Source organism: Chryseobacterium pennipullorum, assembly GCF_003384725.1.
Taxonomy (GTDB): domain Bacteria; phylum Bacteroidota; class Bacteroidia; order Flavobacteriales; family Weeksellaceae; genus Chryseobacterium; species Chryseobacterium pennipullorum.
Genome location: NZ_QNVV01000010.1, coordinates 45284 through 65879, shown reverse-complemented (window position 1 = coordinate 65879; position 20596 = coordinate 45284). Strand labels below are relative to the sequence as shown.

Genomic DNA, 20596 nt, shown 5'->3' with positions numbered 1-20596 from the left:
TAATATTAAAAATTGAAATGAAAAAATATCTTTTATTGTTTATCATCACGGTTTTTGTGATGTCTTGTTCAAAAAAAGTAGAGGTAAAAGGAAAAATTACTGGAAGTTCACCATTAGAAAGAATTGAATTTGTAGAAGCTTCAGGAGTAGGAACCCTGCCTTTGATTAATATAGGTTTAGATAAAAATGGAAACTTTGCCGGAAGCTTTGAAGCTCCCAAAGACGGAATGTATGTGATCAATTACGCAGGCAGACAGAACCTTATCTATCTTGAAAGAGGGCAAAATATTAATATTTCAGGAAATGGAGCAACATTCCCGGGTGAGTATGTGATTACCGGTGATGCCAAAAAGAATAATGATTTCCTTACTGCAACCCAGAAGTTTTTAGCTGACTACGGGAGCAAGGTTAATTTAAATGCCTTAATGAGCGGGGATGAAAGCACGTTTCTGAAAGGAATGCACAAAGTGGAAGCAGACATCAATAAAAGTGTTGATGATCTTGCCAAGAAAAATAATCCAAGCAAAGGTCTTCTTGAATGGAAGAAAAACGACGTTAAAGTAACCATTTTGAATTTGCTAGCCAATTACGAAATGTCACACGGGCCAATGTCCGGAAATCCTTCGTACAAAGCAACTAAAGCTTTTAAGGATTATGAAGCCCAACTGGAAAGCGATAAAGAGGCCATGGTAAAGACGATTCCGTTGTACAGACAATATCTTCTTGTAAAGATGACGCCTGACTTCCAAAAGTATGCAGAAGCCAACAGTAAGGGAAAAACAGATATTACGACTTCTGAAATGTTTGCTCAGTACCTGAAAACGAAAAAGGATCTTTCTCAGACTGCGAAAGATTATCTTTTAGCTTTTGTAATGGCTCAGGCTGATATCCACCCGACATCACCAGGTAAAAATATTGAAAAAATCAAAAAACTTATCGATACGGATATTAAAGATGCGACCATTAAAAGTGACCTGTTAAAAATGCAGGTAGCAATTACGGGCCTTAAAATTGGAGAGGCAGCGCCTGAGGCAGCTTTAGTAAAGCAGGATGGGAAAGCCTATAAACTTTCTGAAAATAAAGGAAAGCCTTATATGTTATTTTTCTACGCTTCATGGAATCCATACATCGGGGAAGCTACAATTCCGGTTTTAAAAGAAGTTGTTAATTTCTATAAATCTAAAATGAACTTTGTATTTGTTAACGTAGACGATACCAAAGATCAGTTTATTAAAACAAGCAACTCTTTGCTGAAAGGAGTACCTGGCGTAAATGTATATGGAGAAAAAGGGATGGAATCTGAAATCGCCAAGAAATACGGAGTTTACGGATTCAAATTACCGTGTTTCGTGATGGTGGATAAAGACGGTAAAATTGCCAGCAGATCATTTGTTAACCTTGGTGAGCTTGAAGTAGTGACGATCCTGGATCAGCTGACAGGGTTATCTGCACCAAAAGTGAATCCAAACGCACAACTGCAGCCACAGTTGCAGATTGATCCTTCTGCACAGCAAACGGCTCCACAGCCGGCTAATCCGCAGCCTGCACAAACAAAATAATAAACTTTTACATAGTTGAAAACCTTATCCGCGGATAAGGTTTTTTTTATTGTATTTTTGCACAGTGAAATTCAAGGGTTTCATGCATTAGAAAGAAAATAGAATTGAGGGAAGATTGGGAAGTTTTTCCCACCCATATTAGAAAAAATAGAAGTTTACGAATGAAAAAGAAGAAGAAAAATATCATTCTTGAAAATATTAAGCTGGTTGCTGCAGGAGCAAAAGGAGTGGCTATTGGAAGAACAGAGGATGGTAAAACGGTGCTGGTTTCCGGAGCGGTTCCCGGAGATGTGATCAATGCCAGGGTAAAGAAAGCTAAATCTAAATATTTTGAGGCGGAAACACTGGAAGTACTGCAGCCATCTCCTTTTAGGGTAGAGCCGAGATGTATTCACTTCGGAACCTGCGGAGGCTGCAAATGGCAGAATATGAGCTATGAAAAACAGCTTGATTTTAAGCAGGAAGAAGTCTACAATAATATCAAAAGAATTGGTGGGATCGATGAGTTTGAAACCGTACCTATTCTGGGAGCTGAAGAACAGTATTTTTACAGAAATAAAATGGAGTTTTCTTTCTCCAATGCGAGATGGCTTACTCAGTATGAAATCAGCTCTGAAGAAAACTTCGGGAGCAAAGATGCCCTGGGTTTCCATATTCCGGGAATGTGGAGTAAGATCCTTGACCTGAAAGAATGTTTTCTTCAGGAGGATCCTTCCAATGCCATCAGACTGGCTGTAAAAGAATATGGAGTGAATAATGGCCTTGACTTCTTTGATGTGAGAAACCAGGAAGGTTTTTTAAGAACCTTAATGATGAGACAAAACTCAAAAGGAGAATGGATGGTTCTTTTCCAGTTGTATAGAGAAGAAAAAGAGAATAGAGAAAAGCTTTTTGAATTCTTATTAGAAAAATTCCCACAGATTAAAACATTGGTATACGCTATTAATCCTAAGCAGAATGACTCTATTTATGATTTAAATATCAATGTATATTTCGGAGAAGGCTATCTGATGGAAGAAATGGATGGGCTACAGTTTAAAATAGGCCCTAAATCTTTTTTCCAGACCAACTACAAACAGGCTTTGGAACTGTACAGAAAAACATTGGAGTTTGCGGATCTAAAAGGAGACGAAGTGGTGTATGATCTGTACACCGGAACAGGGACCATTGCGCAGTATGTAGCAAGAAATGCAAAACAGGTAATCGGTATCGAATCTGTACAGGAAGCGATAGATGCGGCTATAGAACACGCAGCATTAAACGGTCTTACAAACACGACATTCTACTGTGGAGATATGAAAGATATCTTCAATGATGAATTCATGGCAAATCATCCAAAAGCAGATGTACTGATTACAGATCCACCTAGAGACGGAATGCACCAGAAGGTAGTAGAGCAGATCCTGAAGCTTTCACCGGAAAAAGTAGTGTATGTAAGCTGTAATTCTGCTACACAGGCAAGAGATCTTGCATTAATGAAGGAGCATTATACCCTGGTAAAAATATTACCTGTAGATATGTTCCCACAAACCCACCATGTGGAAAACATCGCTTTGCTGATTAAAAAATAAATTATTTAAATTTGAATTTCAAATACTCATATGAAATACTTTAAATTTCTCATAATGGCCTGCTTCATCGGAATGTTTTTTTCCTGTGGCGGCGATGATGATATCTGTGAAAGCGGTGAAGGAACACCCAGAATGAAAGTAAGTTTCAAGTCAAATGGTAAAGAAACAACGCTGGATTCTTTGTATGTGGCGGTAGATTACGGTTCTGGAAAAGTACAATTAGGAGGGCTCGGGAAAATAGACTCTTGGCTTATTCCTTTGCGTGTAGACAATTCTCCCTATACAGATATTTATTTTAGATTGACTAACAAAGGAGAAGAATCTAAGGTGAGGGTAACGTATACTACCAAATCCTATTATGTCTCCCCCGGATGTGGAATCAAAAAGTCTTATGAGAATTTAAGTTCAGAATTAGTAACTCCGAATCCTGTTCAGAATCTGGAAGCCGGACAAAATCAAATAGAGAATGAAGACAAGACTAATCTTTACCTTCTTTTTTAGCCTGGCAGGATTACTGAGCTGGGCACAGGACAAAAAAGAAACAGAGAAAAAGGAGCATTGGAAATACGAACCGAATTTTATGGTTGGTCTTGATGTACTGAATACCGGAGCTGGTTTTTTTTCAGACAGAAAGCTGTATCAGGGTTTTATATCCTCTAAGATCAAAGGAAATATCCACGCGATTGCAGAAGCTGGTTTTGAAAAGAATGTATATCAGAAAAATGGGTACGATGCGAAGGTAAATGGTCCGTTCGTGAAGCTGGGTGCATTTTATATGCTGGCAAAAGATGCAGAGAATGAGTTTAATGGTTTTTATGCAGGAGGTAAAGTTGCAGGATCCTTTTATAATCAGGAATATATGGCTATTCCGGTGAGAGGGTTTGGTGGAAGTAATTCTTCTGAATCATTTCCTTCCTCTTCACAGTCTTCTTTTTGGCTCGAAGGAACTTTGGGAGGCAGGGTACAGTTATTCAGTTCCAATTTTTATATTGATGTGAATCTTCAGCCGAGGTATTTAATGTATACCACCAAGCAGGATGAAATTTCCCCTATGATTATTCCGGGATTTGGAAAAAGTTCTTCCAAGTTCAACATGGGGTTTGCATGGAATATTGCCTATAAATTCTAGGACAAGCTATATAACGGTTAAAGAAGGCCGGCATCAGATCTCTGATGCCGGCCTTCCTATGTTGTGCCTATGATCGGGTGGAGGTATTTGTATTCTTTGATCATCTGTATTGATGGTATTTCAGATGTAATTGTAAATGAAAACAATAATAAGTGGTGCTAAATCGTTAAAAGAGTGAGTATGCGGCATTATAAAATCAGGAAGGCATCTTGTTGAAGCATTTCATGCAGCTGGTGTTAAAAAGATGCTAATAATGTATCCTGTTTTAAATTACCTGGAAAATAAAAAAAATCAATAATGGGTAAAATTTTTGCTGTTTTACTTTATTTTTTATTTCAAATCATATGTGTTATTATTATGGAATTTTTATAAAAAAACGATTCAATGAATATATTATAATGAAAAAATGATTAGATTTGTGTAATTATTAAAATATTAGCCTATGAATTAAAAATTATTCTTTTCAATGCAGATTATCTGTAATCGTCAGTGTTTCAAAAATTTAATTTGAACACGAAAAATAAAAATACTACAATTACTTTACTATTGTTATCATTATTAAATTACAAAAAATATGAGTGGACTTTTACTCTGTAAAATGGGCAGGCCCTTTAGGGTGCTCATTACTTTGCTCTGTATTGTCTTCGGACTGTTTGTACAGGCACAAATAGTTACAATTGGTACAGGAACAACGGGCCAGAGATACCCGTTGGGCTCTTATTATGGGTTTGAACGGTCTGCGTCTCTTTACACTGCGGCAGAAATTACTGCAGGAGGTGGAGGGGCCGGAAGTATTCTGTCGGTAGGATGGAATGCCAAATCTACAATGAACGCCAATATCCCGGTAAAAATTTATATTAAAACCGTACCGAGTACAACAACAACGCTTACCTCGCAAACCTGGGGGGATATCACTACTGGAGCAACCTATGTGTTCAGTGGAAACATGCCAAGTATCGTAGTGGGGTGGAATACCTTCCAGCTGCAGGTTCCTTTTACTTATAACGGGACAGACAACCTGGTGGTAATGGTAGAAACCAACTTTGGTTCATATGGAGGAGGAACGGGAAGTTCGGCACCTAATATCACCTATACTTCGTCTACGTCGAAGCATATGTATATACAAACGGATAGTTCACCTCCTACAACAACTACCGGTACTGTTAACGCCAACAGACCGAATATTCAGCTTACTTTAGGTACAGCTCCTGCGTGTATAGGAATGCAACCCGGAGGAACCTTAAGCATGGGTACAATTACTCCAGCAACAGCGGTGCTAAACTGGACACCTTATACCAGCGCTCCTGCAGGATACGATGTCTATTACAGTACAACCAATACTCCTCCCACAGCGGCTACGGTTCCTTCACAGACCGTTACAGGAACTACAGCTACTCTTTCACCATTGACTCCTGATACTACGTATTATGCATGGGTAAGAGCGAGATGTAGCGCAACAGAGCAGAGCCAGTGGACTGGTCCTATTTCTTTTCTTACACCGCCTACATGCCCACCTTTAGCGGCCACGGCATTATCTGTGGGGACATTGACTCCTGCGAATGCAATTGTAAACTGGACAGCTCCGACCCCGGCACCGGCTGGTGGATATGAGCTTTATTATAGTACAACCAACACACCGCCTACAGCGGCAACCACCCCTTCACAGGTAATTACAACGGGAACTACGGCTACATTGTCGCCTTTAGTATCCGGAACTACGTATTACTGGTGGGTGAGAATTGTGTGTTCCGGGACCGATAAAAGTATCTGGGTGGCAGGACCTCCATTTACTCCGGGACAGATAGGGTCGGGATCAGACACTGTTTCCCAGCTTCCTATCAACTCCAACTATGGATATAACTACTCCCAACAGATTTATACGGCAGCAGAAGTGCTGGGTGCTGTGGGAACAGGTAAATTCATTACTGAAATTAAGTTTTATGTATCCTCTCCCGGAACTGATCAGGGACGATATAACCAATGGGTTGTATATATGGCCAATACCACTCAGAATAATTTTGGAACGACCTCAAGCTGGGTGCCGTTCAATTCTCTGAAGCAGGTTTGGTCCGGCACACTTCCTACGATGACTGCAGGAACCTGGGTAACGATACCTTTAACAAGTCCATTGTTGTGGGACGGAACCAGCAATATCGTAGTCGCTGTAGATGAAAATACACCGGATTATACTTCACAAGCTGAATGGGGAGGCTATACTGCCGGAACAAACAGAGGTATTCTGTATCAAAGTGACAGTACCAACCCGGATCCTGTTTCTCCACCGAATGGAAACTATAGATTTGAAAAGATTCCACAGCTTAGACTTACTGGTGTAGAACTGCAGCCTTGTTCAACGGCTCCACCTTCGAATATTGCCATAAACAATATTACAGCAAGTTCGGCTATTGTTTCATGGACGCCGACCAACGGGGCAACCTATCAGTTAAGATATAGAAAAATTGGAGATCCATGGGGAGCTACCATCAATATAACAACTCCGCTTACCAGCAGCTATAATCTTTACAACTTAACAGACTCTACTCAATATGAAGTACAGATTGCTACGATATGTGGAGGTACAGGAGCATTTTCTCCAAGTGTGAATTTTACCACTCCTGCGCTTACGTATTGTGATAACACGCCATCCAATACGACATCAGACGGATACATCAGTAAGGTAGTGGTAACTCCTACTGGAGCTCCGCTTATGGTAAGTGAGTCAGGATATGACGTATATAAAGATTATTCGGCAGATGCTACAAGATTAATTACCCTGGTAAGAGGTAAAGCAGGAAATAAAATCAGTGTTACCAAATACTGGCCTGGTTCTACATCTTCTTATGGAGTTGCCGTTTGGATAGACTATAACAGAAATGGTGTCTTTGAAGCTTCTGAGCAGATTCTTACTTCTACAAGTAATACCACGACACCGGTATCCAATAATAACTTTACCGTTGCACTTCCTCCGGATCCTGCCATTTATACAGGTCCACTTGTTACCCGTATGCGTGTAGCAATGCAGCAGTATGACACCCCTACAGCGTGTGGATCTTTCGGGACATTTGATTATGGTGAAGTAGAAGATTATGCGGTGAGACTAATTGATGAACCTCCATGTTCTACAACTCCAATCACCAATATTACGGTATCCAATCTTACTGCTACGAGCGCTACTTTCTCATGGGTGGCTGCAACAAACGCGACTTATCAGGTAAGATACAGACAAGTGGGAACAGGTACTTGGACGACCATCAATCCGGTACCGGCTCCAGGAAACGTTTATACAACAAATCCTGCAACACCGTTAACTGAACAGACTAAATACGAAGTACAGGTATCTACCATATGTAGCGGTACTCCGGGAGCGTTCTCTACTTCAACACAGTTTACGACGCCTCCGTTATCATATTGCCCGATGACGGGAAGCGGAAATAACGATCACATTTCAAATGTAACGGTTACTTCTTCTAATGCAGGAGTTCCGGTTATGAGTAATACATCCGTTCAGACTAATTATTTCAGCTATACAACACCGGAAACACTTATTACTTTAGATCTTAATTCTCAGAATAATAAAATTTCTGTGGCTAAAGGCTGGAATGCCTCAACAAGTAATGATGCGGTTTCTGTATGGATCGACTTTGACAGAAACGGAACGTTTGATACCAACGAACGTATCTTCAACTCTCCAGCGAGTACGACAACACCGGTTGAAACAACCTTTGCTGTTCCGGGCACTGCTTATACAGGGGCATTAGGAACTACAATGAGAGTGGTATTGAAGCGTACAAGTGCTCCGGTAATGTGCCAGAATGCTGTCAACGGAGAAGTAGAGGATTACAAAGTAATGATTAGACCGTGTAGCAATCTTACGCCTAATGCGCCTACATTTACACGTACACACAACTCTGCTACCATCAGCTGGACGGGAGTAACGAATAACGTGAGTTATGTGGTAAGATATAGAGTGCAGGGTACCACAGCATGGACGCAGGTATATGCTTCAACATTGCTGGGTAACATTCCATTAACGATCAACGGATTGACACCGGCGACAACATATGAAGTTGAAATTGCTGCCATTTGTGGCGAAAATGTTGGTACACCAACGGCTATTAAAACATTTGTAACGAGATGTGATCCTACCGCTCCGAATGTGACCATCAGTAATATCACTCCAACTACGGCATTGATTACCTGGTCTCCGCTTGCGGCAAGCTCTACGTATACAATGAGATGGAGAAAAGTAGGAACAACCGGATGGCCGAATCCTGATATTGCGTTGCCAGCCGCTCCTGCAAATACGTATGTACTGGGTAGTGTGACTCCTTTGGAACCTTATACTACTTATGAAGTTCAGATTGCCAACCAATGTGTAGGTGAAACGACTATAAATCCATATTCAAACCCTAAAGTATTTACAACAGAAAGAATATGTGAAATTCCGCCTCCGGGATTAACGATTACTCAGTTGTTGCCTACATCGGCAGAAATTAAATGGGATGCTTTCCCTGGAGCAACGTATGTTCTAAGATATAGAAAAGTAGGTATTCCTAGCTGGACGGAAGTACAGACACCAATCAATAATGTGGTGCTGACAGGTCTTACCGAAATGACGAAGTATGAAATGCAGGTGGTAAATATCTGTAACGGTACACCTGGAAATTATACTCCTCCATACTATTTCACAACGCCTACAGTGATCTACTGTAAGATGGCTTCTGAAAGCTCAACAGGAGAACATATTTCTAAGGTTACAGTGAAACCGAATGGAAAACCTACCATGACCAACGAGTCCGGAGCATCAACGTATACAGACTATACAGGCGTTCCTAAGACGTTCATTGAGATGATCCAGGGATCTACTGATAACGAGATTACCATTGAGAAAAAATGGACCGGAAATACATACAACGAAGGAATTGCAGTATGGATCGACTTCAACAGAAATGGAGAATTTGATATCAATGAAAAAGTATTTACTTCACCACCAAATACTAACTCTCCGGTGTCAGGTACATTCAGTGTGCCGGCAGATGCCTTTGTAAGTATGACTGATTACAAATATGTAGTCATGCGAGTGGCAATGTCCAGAGATGGTATTCCAGTCAATTGTACCAACATGAAAAACGGGGAAGTTGAAGATTATACAGTAAGAATCTCTAAAAAAGGAGTAACGAATCCTATTGATCAGACTGAAATCATGATTTATCCGAATCCGGTAACCACCATACTGCATGTGAAGAATATTAGCAAAAAAGCGAAATACAAAATTTACAATGCAGCCGGACAGGTAATCGCAGATGGTATCCTATTGAACAACCAGATCAACGTAAGCAGACTCATAAATGGCGTTTATGTGATCGACATTGACGATAACGGTACTACCGCTCAAAAGAAATTTATTAAAGAATAAATACGATAAACTTCCAATAGAATAAGCCTCCAGAAATGGAGGCTTATCTTTTATAGATGGATTGGGGTTAAAATGATTACAAACCCTAAAAAACCCGCTGAGAATTTTTTCAGCGGGTTTTTATTTTAGTCAATACTAAAGACGACTTTTTCGGTCTGTTCTTTTAATTCTTCCAGATTCGTATTGTTGTAGATAATACAATCTGCTATTTTGATTTTATCTTTCTCAGGCATTTGCTTTTCCATGACGGCCTGTACCTCGCGGTAGGTTTTGTCGTCCCTGTCCATTACCCTTTTTATTCTGATGTTGTCTTCTGCGGTTACGAGAAGAGACTTATAACATTGTCTGTTGAGCTTAAGCTCGAACAATAATGCCGTTTCTTTGAAAACAAGATATTTGGTCTGCCTCTTTATCCAATCTTCAAAATCAATCCGCACTGCAGGGTGAATAATCTCATTGAGCTGGTGGAGCAGATCTTGATTATTAAATACCTTATCAGCAACAAATTTCCGGTCATACAGACCATTTTCATCATAAGACTCTGCACCAAGCAGGTCTTTGATTTTTATCTTCAGGTCTTCATTGTCATTGACGATGGTTTTGGCTCTGTCATCGGAATAATAAACCGGGAAACCAAATTCCTCGATGAACCGGGCTACTGTAGTTTTTCCTGAACCAATTCCTCCTGTTAATCCGATGATCTTGGGCGCTGGTTCCGGTTCTGTCTTCTGTGTTTCTGAATGCAATTCCTCCATAATTAAAAATTAATATCCAAAAACATCATTAAAAGTGAACGTCTCATCAAGTCTTACTCCTTTCTCTGTCATTTTGAGACTCGCCAGCTCATTATGGGCATCGTGTTCAAAGAACAGTAAATATTCATTATCTACACATTGTTTCAGGAATTTCCCTTTTTCTTCCATCGTCAAAAGAGGTCTTGTATCATATCCCATTACATACACCTGGTTGATGTGTCCTGCTGTAGGAATAAGGTCCGCTGCAAAAACAACCGTTTTTTCCTGGTATTGGATCACCGGAAGCATCTGTTTTTCCGTATGTCCGTCTACAAAGATGACATCCATCTTCAGATCTGGAGCAAAGCCATAGTTTCCGGTAGTAGGAAGAGGTAGAAAGTTGAGTTGTCCGCTTTCCTGCATCGGCATAATATTCTCTTTCAGGAAGCTTGCCTTTTCTCTTGGATTGGGTTCTGTTGCCCATTGCCAGTGATTCTCATTAGTCCAGAACTGTGCATTTTTAAAGGCCGGCCTGTAGCCGGTTCTGTCGTCGTTCCATTCTATAGCTCCACCACAGTGGTCAAAATGAAGGTGGGTAAGGAATACATCGGTAATATCTTCCTTTATGAAACCGTATTTTTTTAGATTTTTATCAAGACTGTCATCGCCCCACAAAGAGTAGTGGCCGAAGAATTTATCATCCTGTTTGTTCCCAAGACCACAGTCTACCAGAATCAGTTTCTTGCCGTCTTCAATAAGCAGGGAACGCGTCCCCAGCTCGATCAGGTTTTTTTCGTCTGCAGGATTAGTTTTTTCCCACAGACTCTTTGGGACGACTCCGAACATAGCGCCGCCGTCCAGTTTAAATTTTCCACATTGTATTGGATATAACTTCATATGTATATTTTGATTATTTCTTTATTAATTTCATTTTCTCAGCAACCTTTTTTGCATTTTCATCATCATGCTCCAGTTGCGAAATGATGTTGACAAAATCATTTGTCTTCCTGTTTTGGGAAAGCTTCTGCTTGATAAATATCTCAGTAGGTTTTATCTTCATACCGAAAGCACCCTTCATTTCCTTCTCTACAAATTCTTTTCCCATGTCTTTCACCATCATAGGACACTGCTGAAACTTTTCATATTTGGATGTTAAGGTGTCCAAATGGGTATACAGCTCATCGTGGTTCATCAGCTCAACGCAGCCATAGATCTGTACCGCCTCATAGTTCCAGGTAGAAACATTGATATGGTCATACCAGCTGCTGGAAATATACGTATGGGCACCCAGAAAATCACAAAGAACTTCATCTCCGTTTTTTAGGTGTTTAGCCTGCGGATTCGCTCTGGAAATATGAGTTTCAATATAAACATTTTCCGGATCATCTTCATTGAGCATCATCATGGAATGTGTCGCCCGGATCTTATCCACCGAAGAAATGAGTAAAGCAAACGAATTTTCCCTGATGATCTCTTTCATCAGATCCAAATCTTCACTTCTGTATAATTTGGGTATGAACATACATTAAATTCTGATTAACCTTATATCCCGGACTAAAATAATTCTCCCGGATTTTTAGGAACTGAAATATTTAAATGACGATATGCTTTTTCAGTCACTTCCCTTCCTCGCGGAGTTCTGATAATAAAGCCTTCCTGAATCAGAAATGGCTCATATACCTCTTCCAGCGTTTCTGGATTTTCACCAATAGAAGTCGCCAGAGCTGAGATGCCAACAGGCTTTCCTCTGAAATTTTCAATCATGACCCGCATGATCTTATTATCCATTTCATCCAACCCGAATTCATCTACATTGAGGGAGTTTAGGGCATACTTCGTAATGTTAATCTCAATTTCACCATTTCCTTTGATTTCTGCAAAATCCCTTACCCTTCTCAGCAGTGCATTGGCAATTCTGGGTGTTCCCCGGCTTCTTCTTGCAATCTCAATGGCCGCATCTTCATAAATAACGACTCCCAGTACCCGGGCACTTCTCTGAATAATCATGGAAAGCAGTTCAATGGAATAATATTCCAGCCTGCTTTGGATTCCGAAACGGGCCAGCATAGGCTTGGTAAGCATACCGCTTCTGGTGGTTGCTCCCACAAGGGTAAAAGGATTCAGGCCGATCTGCACACTTCGCGCATTGGGGCCGGATTCCAGCATAATATCTATCTTGTAATCCTCCATCGCAGAATACAGATATTCTTCTACTACAGGAGAAAGACGGTGAATTTCATCAATAAAAAGAACGTCATTTTCTTCCAGATTAGTCAGCAATCCTGCCAGGCTTCCGGGTTTATCCAGAACAGGACCTGAAGTGATCTTACAGTTTACCCCAAGTTCGTTGGCAATAATATTCGCTAAGGTAGTTTTTCCCAGACCTGGTGGGCCATGCAATAGGACATGATCTAGTGCTCCGCCTCTTCTCTTGGCTGCGGAAACAAAAACTTCAAGGTTCTCCAGCGTTTTCCTCTGCCCCGCAAAATCTTTAAAGCTTTGGGGCCGGATCTGCTCTTCCTGCATCAGCTCCTCGTGTGAGTAGTTTTCCTTGTCTGGATGTAAAAAATCTGGCATTAATTCATTTCATTTACCTCAAAGATAGGAAATTTAGACTAAGGTTGAAGGGTAGATTCAGAAAAGGTGAATTTGTGATGATGATTGAGATTGGTGCTGAAGGTTTACAAGAAGATGGACCGGGAAATTGAGATATTTTAAGTATTTTTGGGTAGAAAATTAAATTTTGAACTTGTGATGTATCTCGTATGGCTTTCTTCGGAATAATAAAGTTGTGGCTGTAATCTGTCATAATGTCGGATGTCATACCTTATAGAACAGTTCATCTTCTAACCTTTAGCCTTAATACATGAAATTAATAGGACCATTCAGGCAGGTGGTAACGCTTGCCAATTTACCACTGAGAGGAAAACTTACTGATGAGCAACTTGAAATCATTGAGGATGGAGGAATCCTGATCGATGATCAGAACATTTATAAAACCGGGGATTTTGAAACGCTGAAAAATGAAAATCCCACGATCAATATCGAATATATAGAAGGAGAACAGGTGGTGCTGCCTGCTTTTGTAGATTCGCATACCCATATCTGCTTTGGAGGGAATCGGGCGAATGATTTTGCGATGCGGAATGCAGGAAAAACATATCTTGAAATTGCTGAAAGTGGTGGAGGGATCTGGAGTTCTGTACAGCATACCAGAAATGCCTCAGAAGAGGAATTGTTGAAAACCCTGTTGGAAAGAATAGCTTTTCTGGTAGAACTTGGAATTACCACCATAGAAATAAAAAGCGGATATGGTCTGGATGTGGAGAATGAGCTCAAAATGCTGAGAATGATTAAAAAAGCGCAGGAGTTTACGCAGGCTACTTTAGTTCCTACCTGTCTTTCCGCCCATTTAAAACCACGGGATTTTGATGGCAGTAATTCCGAATACTTAGAATATATTGTCACTGAGATTTTACCGAAAGTAAAAGAAGAAGATTTGGCAAAGCGGGTTGATATCTTTATTGAGAAATCGGCGTTTCAGCCTGAAGAAAGCAAGAAATTCCTGCTCAAAACGAAGGATTTGGGTTTTGAAATCACTGTACATGCAGATCAATTTACTCCCGGAAGTTCCAGAATTGCTGTAGAAGTAGGTGCGAAATCTGCTGACCATCTGGAAGCAACTGCAGATGAAGATATTCATTTTTTAGCAGAGTCAGATACCGTGGCCACTGCACTTCCTGGCGCAAGCCTCGGGCTGGGAGAAAAGTTTACACCAGCCAGAAAATTACTGGATGCTGGTGCTATCCTAGCCATTGCCAGTGACTGGAACCCGGGATCAGCCCCTATGGGAAATCTCATCACACAGGCTTCCATTTTAGCTACTTTCCAAAAACTAACCACCGCTGAAGTCCTCGCAGGAATCACCTACCGTGCAGCCTATGCACTTAATCTGGAAGACAGAGGAAAGCTGGAGGCCGGTAAAAAAGCTGATTTTGTGACTTTTTCCACTGATAACTTTCAAAACGTTCTTTATCATCAGGGCAGCCTTAAAGCCACGAATGTTTATATCAACGGAAGTCGTGTAGAATAAAATGATTTATCAGAATATGGAGGAACAGAAGGATACACAAAGAAATGAGTATATAAACTTTTGGGATTGGTTTCTGACAAGAGAACAAGATTTCTATAATGTCGTTAAAAATGGTGCCCAGCAGGAGATCGAAAAAGATTTTTTTGATGTCATTTCTCCGAGGCTTACTGAGATAAAAGACGGGTATTATTTTCTGACGGGCATGCGTGATGAAGCCACGGCTGAACTCATCATTACAGTGGATGGTGAAATAAAAAATATCGCTTTTGCGGAAGAACTTATTGAAGAGGCTCCTGAACTTGCGCACTGGAAATTCACGGCTTTAAAACCGGCCATTGATATTCAGAAAGTAAATGTCAACCTGGATGATAATCAGTTCAACAAGGACAATATATCTTTCTATGCCAATGAGCAGGAAGAGTATCCGGACGAAATTGATCTCGTTTTTGTTTATCATGGTAACGCTCAAAATAAAAATGCCATGACCACAGGTGTATGCATTTTTTTGGACAATGTTCTCGGAGAACTCAACTTTGCCACGCAGATCGATACCTTTGCCGTTATTGGGATAGACGAGGCTCAGAAAGAGCTTATTCCGATAGAAAAACTGAAAGATTTTCTGGATTGGAGAGAAAGGGAGTTTATAGAAAAGTACAGAACTACTCAAAGAGCTGATCAAGAAGAAGAGTTTTCTATTCTGAGAGCTCATCTGGAAAACGACCGGCCACTTATTGCCTGTATGAATCTCGGTTTGCTTAAGTACGAGGCAACGGCTTCTTATCCCTGGGTGTGCATTCTTAAAATGCATTATAATGGAGATGCCAATGATGGTCTTCCGGAAAAAGAAGATTTTGAAAAGTTAAGCAATATTGAAGATAAAGCGGTCGAAGATCTTAAAAAAGAAGGGTACCTCTATATCGGAAGAGAAAGTGCAGATAATCAGAAGGACAGTTTTTTTGTTGGAAAAGACTTTCGAAAGATTTCAAAAGTTTTTAATACCCTAAAAAAGGACAACCCTGAATATAGGATATCGTACAGAATCTTTAAAGACAAATACTGGCAGTATTTTAAATATTATGCAGCTTATTAAATGTAATTGTCATTGAAAAAAATAACAGACGTGGGAGATCTTCCCACGTTTGCTTTTTAATAGCGGGATCAGAATGTTCAATGACATAATGAGCCGCCAAAAAGTATCCGGACGAAATCATAAAGTCATTCATCTTTTTCGTACTTTTATATCAGTTTCCTTATATTGTGCCGCGGTTGCGGTGATTTTGTACTAAAATAGCTGCAGTTATTATAGTTTTTAAGTGCATGAGAGATGGTAGAAAACCTGGATATTTTCTGCTTTCCGGTACTTTCATTACAGCTATATCGCTTACCAGGTTGACTTTTCAGTATTGTTAACACGAAAATAAAAATGATGAATTTTCAAAATGTCAGATCTACTTTTAACAAAGGGGTCACTATTCCCAGTTTACTTTTTATTATAGGAACCTGTTTTCTTTCCGCTCTCTATCCCAATCAGACGGAGAGTATCCTGAATGAGATTAAACAATTCATATTTGTTAATTTAAATTGGGTGTATGTATGGGCAGTGACGCTTTTTGTCATTTTTTTGGTATACCTCCTGTTCAGCAAATATGCAAACATCAAGCTGGGTGCTAATGACAGTAAGCCGGAATATTCTTTCTTTTCCTGGATTTCGATGCTCTTTGCGGCCGGAATGGGAATCGGTCTGATTTATTTCAGTGTTGCCGAACCTATGCAGCATTATTCTTCTGAGGTTTTTGCCGACAATCATTATGTAAGCAGGGCCAAACAGGCACAGCTGTATACTTTTTTCCATTGGGGAATTCATGCCTGGGCTATTTACGGTGTTGTAGGGCTTTCTCTGTCTTATTTTGCCTACCGTTACAGACTGCCGCTTTCGTTGCGAAGCTGTTTTTATCCGCTGCTGAAAGATAAAATTAATGGAAAATGGGGAAATGCCATTGATGTGTTTGCCCTTTGCTGTACCTTTTTTGGAATTACAACGACGCTCGGTTTTGGGGTTGTCCAGATCAGTTCAGGATTAAACATACTTCACATTACTCCTGAGAACAGTTTTATGTATCAGGTGATTATCGTGGTTTTTCTTATTTCCCTCTCTGTAATTTCTGCCATTACCGGAGTGAATAAAGGGGTTAAGATTCTCAGTAATATCAATGTGGTAAGCGTTATTGGTCTTTTGCTGTTTGTGCTGATCCTGGGGCCTACCGTTTATCTCATCGGAAGTTTCACTGAAGGATTGGGTAATTATATCAATAATTTTTTCAATCTTACTTTCAATACCCATGTCTACGAAAAAAATGCATTACCATGGTTTTATGACTGGACCATCCTGTACTGGGCATGGTGGATTTCGTGGTCGCCGTATGTAGGGCTATTTATTGCAAGAATTTCCAAAGGCAGAACAATCCGTGAGTTTATTCTGGCTGTTCTTATACTGCCAACGCTGTTCAATTTTATCTGGATGTCTGTATTTGGAAACAGTGCAATATGGTTTGATTTGAATGTCGCCAACGGGCAATTGAGCCAATTCGCTGCAGATCCTGATGCCTTAATGTTCCGTTTTCTTGAATATATGCCTCTTTCGGCTTTTACAGGATTTTTTGTGATTCTTATCATCATTATATTTTTTGTGACCTCCGCCGATTCAGGAATATTTGTCATGAACAGCATTGCTACTAAAAATGCCGTCAAATCCCCCAAATGGCAGATTATATTCTGGGGAGTATTGCTAGCCGTTCTTTCCCTGTTATTACTGAATGCAGGAGGTTTAAAGGCGCTTCAAAGTATGACGCTGATTACAGCGCTTCCGTTCTCAGTGATTGTTCTGCTATTCATCGTTAGCCTGATGAAAGGTCTTATCATCGACCAGAAATATTATGACAGAAACTTTTCAGCCTCCACTGTGCCATGGTCCGGGGAATTTTGGAAAGAACGTCTGAAGAATATTGTCTCATTCAAAGATAATTCCTCCGTGAATCATTTTATACAGATCAAAGGGCGAGAAGCCTTTACTGATCTGCAGCAGGAATTTGCTGCCAATGGAATAGAAGCGAAGATCAACCATTATGAAAACCCAGCCAGAATAGAAATAGAAATTCATCAGGGAGTCGTTAATAATTTCATCTATGGGATTGAGAATCGGGTGAAAACAGTTTCTGAATACATAATGAAAGAAGAAAATCTTCCTGACCTTGAAGATAATAAAACCCATTATCCAAGATCCTATTTCGGAGACGGAAGAGAAGGCTATGATGTACAGTATTTTACCAAAAATGAGCTGATTTCTGACGTGTTGAAACATTATGAACGCTTTCTGGAAATAATTTCAGAAGAACGCAATGAGATGTTTGTAAGCAGCAATGCCAACCAGAATAAAGACTAAAAAAAGACACTATACTGTTTAGAATGAATTCTTTGTAGAATATGGTGCCGTAGTTTTTTTATATAGACAATATTGGTTAGCTTTACTGAATATAATGATGTGACTAAAATTGAATTTTTAAAAAATTATGTTTCAAAACATTTGGCAGGGTAGAATGGATGGAGATGAGCTTCTCTACCACAGACTATTTCAGAGAGTAAAAGAAGAACACAATTATGATCGTATCTCAACGAACGATTTCGTTTTACATGGTTTTGCCGTGGATGAAGGAGTCAGGAGGAACAAAGGGCGGCAGGGAGCAAAAGAAGCTCCTGATGTGATCAGAAAAAATATGGCTAATTTTCCGGTGGTACTTCCGGATTTCTCATTGCTGGACTTTGGAAATATTACCTGTGAGGACGGTCATCTGGAAACTACTCAGAATGCCCTTGCCAAAAAAGTTTCAAAAGTACTTTTAAAAGGCGGAAAGTCTCTTGTGCTCAGTGGAGGACACGAAGTGACCTATGCTCATTATCTGGGCGTTAAAACAGCCTTTCCTGAGCAAAAAATCGGGATCATCAACATCGACGCTCATTTTGATAACAGGCAACCCGAAAAAGGAGTAGGGGCAAGTTCCGGTACAGGATTCTGGCAGATTGCCCAGGAAGGTCCCATCAATTCTCTTCATATCGGGATACAGAGGAACTCCAATACCTTAAAACTCTTTGATACCGCCCACCAGTACGGCATGAAATATATTCTGGCTGATGAGCTTTTTTTCGAAAACCTTCCTTCCATTTATCAGCGTATCAATGATCTTCTGGATACTGTAGACTTTGCTTACCTTACCATTTGCATGGATGTTTTTAATGCATCTGTTGCTCCAGGGGTTTCTGCTTCCGCATATAATGGTATCTTTGCAGATGCAACCTTTATGCATTTTTACAGGCATATCTTAAAAAATAAAAAACTGGTTGCACTGGACGTAGCTGAGGTTAACCCTTCTTTGGATATTCAGGACCGAACGGCGAGGCTCGCAGCATGTCTGGTAAATGAATGGCTGATGATTTAAGATAAAGCTATATTCTTCCGATAGAGAAAATCATTATTTTATTGATCCTTAAGGAATAGAATTTGCTGATTTCACGGTGCTTTTAAAATGAAAGCGCTTATAAATTCGTTAGCTGAATTTAAAACAGAAATTATTATTATGGAACAATTAATTGAAAGCAAGCTTATTAAAGCAGATAAAGCGTTTTCAGTGTGGAGAAAAGTGCCGTTTGAGGAAAGGCAGAAGTTAATTGCAAAAGCAGCAGGGATTTTAAAAAATAATTCGGAGAAGTTCGGGAAGATCATTACAACAGAAATGAATAAACCCATCTCAGAATCTATCTCAGAGGTAGAGAAATGCGCTTTGATGATGAATTATTATGCAGAAGCTGAGAATATTTTAAAGCCCGAAAAAATTCAATCTGAATTTTCTTATTCAGAAGTTCATTATGCTCCCAAAGGAGTTATTCTGGGAGTAATGCCGTGGAACTTTCCTTTCTGGCAGGTGCTGAGATTTGCTGTTCCGGCAATTTTAGCAGGGAATACGGTGGTTTTAAAACATGCTTCCATATGCTTTGGAAGCGGAAATGCTATTGAAGATGTTCTCTTGGAAGCCGGTTTTCCCGAAGGAATCTTTCAGAATCTTGAAGTGGGGCATAAGGTGGTAAAAGAAATTCTTGAGCATGATACAGTGAAAGGAGTGAGTCTTACTGGCAGTGGCAAAGCAGGTGGCGAGGTAGCTTCCATAGCAGGTCTAAATATCAAAAAATCTTTACTGGAATTAGGAGGAAGTGATGCTTTTATCATTTTTGATGATGCCGATTTTACGGAAGCTGCAAAAGCAGGCGTCAAATCAAGGCTTCAAAACTGCGGGCAAACCTGTACAGCTGCCAAAAGATTTATTATTGATGAAAAAATTGAAGAAGAATTTTTACCGAAATTTATTGAAGAATACAAAAAATATGAAGTTGGAGATCCTTTGAATAAGGAAACCAGATTAGCAGGAATGGCAAGACCGGACCTTGCCGACGAACTGGAAGCCCAATTCAACAGAGCGCTCGAAAATGGGGCTGAAATCATCATTCCTTTGGAAAGAATTTCCGAGAATGAATTTAAGCCGGGCTTAATCAGAGTTCAGGAAGGAAATCCAATTTTAAAAGAAGAACTTTTCGGTCCTTTGGGAATGGTAATGACGGCTAAAAATCAGGAAGAGGCTTTACAGATTGCCAACGATATTCCTTTCGGATTGTCAAACTCTGTCTGGACTCAGGATAAAAACCGTCAGATGTTCTTCATTGAAAACCTGGAATCAGGAACCGTTAACATCAATAGAATGACAAGTTCCGACCCCCGTTTTCCGTTTGGAGGATCAAAGGGTTCAGGATATGGAACAGAGCTCTCCCTGTTGGCTTTAAAAGAATTCGTAACAGCTAAGACTATTGTAGGTAATTAGGATTGTACGATTGTTTATTGTACCATGTAAAAAGTACAATGTATTGATGATGACAATTTTATATGATAAACAAAAACTCCTGGAAATCAATTTCCAGGAGTTTTTTATGTTTGACAAAAAGTAATTTTGCTTACTGCTTACTGCTTACTGCTTACTGCTTACTGCTTACTGCT

General features: G+C 40.0%; 14 protein-coding genes. 10 read left to right on the top strand and 4 right to left on the bottom strand.

Annotated features, from left to right (window positions below; translation table 11 throughout):
• The first annotated feature begins 17 nt into the window (after positions 1–17).
• The 5 genes from DRF67_RS12355 to DRF67_RS12335 all read left to right on the top strand — a co-directional run bounded on the left by DRF67_RS12355 (position 18) and on the right by DRF67_RS12335 (position 9675).
• The gene (locus tag DRF67_RS12355) at positions 18–1559 is read left to right on the top strand and encodes a TlpA family protein disulfide reductase (protein WP_115928602.1); all 1542 of its coding nucleotides are present in this window, start codon (positions 18–20) and stop codon (positions 1557–1559) included.
• A gap of 161 nt (positions 1560–1720) precedes the next feature.
• Entirely contained in the window at positions 1721–3130 is a 1410-nt protein-coding gene (rlmD, locus tag DRF67_RS12350) for a 23S rRNA (uracil(1939)-C(5))-methyltransferase RlmD (RefSeq protein ID WP_115928601.1), read from the top strand.
• A 54-nt stretch (positions 3131–3184) separates the two neighbouring features.
• Complete coding sequence (locus DRF67_RS12345) at positions 3185–3631, top strand: DUF6452 family protein (RefSeq protein WP_228435802.1); 447 nt, start codon at positions 3185–3187, stop codon at positions 3629–3631.
• Complete coding sequence (locus DRF67_RS12340) at positions 3597–4259, top strand: DUF6048 family protein (protein ID WP_115928599.1); 663 nt, start codon at positions 3597–3599, stop codon at positions 4257–4259. The genes DRF67_RS12345 and DRF67_RS12340 overlap by 35 nt, the downstream gene beginning before the upstream one ends.
• Before the next feature lie 574 nt (positions 4260–4833).
• Entirely contained in the window at positions 4834–9675 is a 4842-nt protein-coding gene (locus tag DRF67_RS12335) for a fibronectin type III domain-containing protein (protein ID WP_115928598.1), read from the top strand.
• A gap of 125 nt (positions 9676–9800) precedes the next feature.
• On the opposite strand, the gene coaE is transcribed toward DRF67_RS12335, so the two are convergent.
• From coaE to ruvB, 4 genes are read right to left on the bottom strand one after another with little or no spacing between them, the layout of a single operon-like run.
• On the bottom strand, positions 9801–10430 hold the full coding sequence (gene coaE, locus DRF67_RS12330) for a dephospho-CoA kinase (RefSeq protein ID WP_115928597.1): 630 nt from the start codon (positions 10428–10430) through the stop codon (positions 9801–9803).
• A gap of 9 nt (positions 10431–10439) precedes the next feature.
• The gene (locus DRF67_RS12325) at positions 10440–11306 is read right to left on the bottom strand and encodes an MBL fold metallo-hydrolase (protein ID WP_115928596.1); all 867 of its coding nucleotides are present in this window, start codon (positions 11304–11306) and stop codon (positions 10440–10442) included.
• Positions 11307–11319: 13 nt separating this feature from the next.
• Positions 11320–11931 carry an FMN-binding negative transcriptional regulator gene (locus tag DRF67_RS12320; RefSeq protein ID WP_115928595.1) on the bottom strand — a complete coding sequence of 204 codons (612 nt, stop codon included), beginning with the start codon at positions 11929–11931 and terminating at the stop codon, positions 11320–11322.
• Between the two features lie 32 nt (positions 11932–11963).
• Complete coding sequence (gene ruvB / locus DRF67_RS12315) at positions 11964–12986, bottom strand: Holliday junction branch migration DNA helicase RuvB (RefSeq protein ID WP_115928594.1); 1023 nt, start codon at positions 12984–12986, stop codon at positions 11964–11966.
• A gap of 289 nt (positions 12987–13275) precedes the next feature.
• Between ruvB and hutI the strand changes: the two genes are divergently transcribed.
• The 5 genes from hutI (at position 13276) to DRF67_RS12290 (ending at position 20423) form a co-directional block, all read left to right on the top strand.
• A complete protein-coding gene (gene hutI, locus DRF67_RS12310; protein ID WP_115928593.1) occupies positions 13276–14502 on the top strand; it encodes an imidazolonepropionase in 1227 nt (408 codons plus the stop codon).
• 1 nt (position 14503) lies between these two features.
• Positions 14504–15592 carry a DUF695 domain-containing protein gene (locus DRF67_RS12305; RefSeq protein WP_228435801.1) on the top strand — a complete coding sequence of 363 codons (1089 nt, stop codon included), beginning with the start codon at positions 14504–14506 and terminating at the stop codon, positions 15590–15592.
• Positions 15593–15925: 333 nt separating this feature from the next.
• Positions 15926–17941, top strand: a complete 2016-nt coding sequence (locus DRF67_RS12300; protein ID WP_115928592.1) for a BCCT family transporter — start codon at positions 15926–15928, stop codon at positions 17939–17941.
• 127 nt (positions 17942–18068) lie between these two features.
• Complete coding sequence (gene hutG / locus DRF67_RS12295) at positions 18069–18992, top strand: formimidoylglutamase (protein WP_115928591.1); 924 nt, start codon at positions 18069–18071, stop codon at positions 18990–18992.
• A gap of 138 nt (positions 18993–19130) precedes the next feature.
• On the top strand, positions 19131–20423 hold the full coding sequence (locus DRF67_RS12290) for an aldehyde dehydrogenase family protein (RefSeq protein ID WP_115928697.1): 1293 nt from the start codon (positions 19131–19133) through the stop codon (positions 20421–20423).
• The last annotated feature ends 173 nt before the right edge of the window (positions 20424–20596 follow it).

Bases quoted from the DNA above. Each gene is read 5' to 3' on its own strand.
- DRF67_RS12355 (WP_115928602.1), top strand. From the start codon at position 18: ATGAAAAAATATCTTTTATTGTTTATCATCACGGTTTTTGTGATGTCT.
- rlmD (WP_115928601.1), top strand. From the start codon at position 1,721: ATGAAAAAGAAGAAGAAAAATATCATTCTTGAAAATATTAAGCTGGTT.
- DRF67_RS12345 (WP_228435802.1), top strand. From the start codon at position 3,185: ATGGCCTGCTTCATCGGAATGTTTTTTTCCTGTGGCGGCGATGATGAT.
- DRF67_RS12340 (WP_115928599.1), top strand. From the start codon at position 3,597: ATGAAGACAAGACTAATCTTTACCTTCTTTTTTAGCCTGGCAGGATTA.
- DRF67_RS12335 (WP_115928598.1), top strand. From the start codon at position 4,834: ATGAGTGGACTTTTACTCTGTAAAATGGGCAGGCCCTTTAGGGTGCTC.
- coaE (WP_115928597.1), bottom strand. From the start codon at position 10,430: ATGGAGGAATTGCATTCAGAAACACAGAAGACAGAACCGGAACCAGCG.
- DRF67_RS12325 (WP_115928596.1), bottom strand. From the start codon at position 11,306: ATGAAGTTATATCCAATACAATGTGGAAAATTTAAACTGGACGGCGGC.
- DRF67_RS12320 (WP_115928595.1), bottom strand. From the start codon at position 11,931: ATGTTCATACCCAAATTATACAGAAGTGAAGATTTGGATCTGATGAAA.
- ruvB (WP_115928594.1), bottom strand. From the start codon at position 12,986: ATGCCAGATTTTTTACATCCAGACAAGGAAAACTACTCACACGAGGAG.
- hutI (WP_115928593.1), top strand. From the start codon at position 13,276: ATGAAATTAATAGGACCATTCAGGCAGGTGGTAACGCTTGCCAATTTA.
- DRF67_RS12305 (WP_228435801.1), top strand. From the start codon at position 14,504: ATGATTTATCAGAATATGGAGGAACAGAAGGATACACAAAGAAATGAG.
- DRF67_RS12300 (WP_115928592.1), top strand. From the start codon at position 15,926: ATGATGAATTTTCAAAATGTCAGATCTACTTTTAACAAAGGGGTCACT.
- hutG (WP_115928591.1), top strand. From the start codon at position 18,069: ATGTTTCAAAACATTTGGCAGGGTAGAATGGATGGAGATGAGCTTCTC.
- DRF67_RS12290 (WP_115928697.1), top strand. From the start codon at position 19,131: ATGGAACAATTAATTGAAAGCAAGCTTATTAAAGCAGATAAAGCGTTT.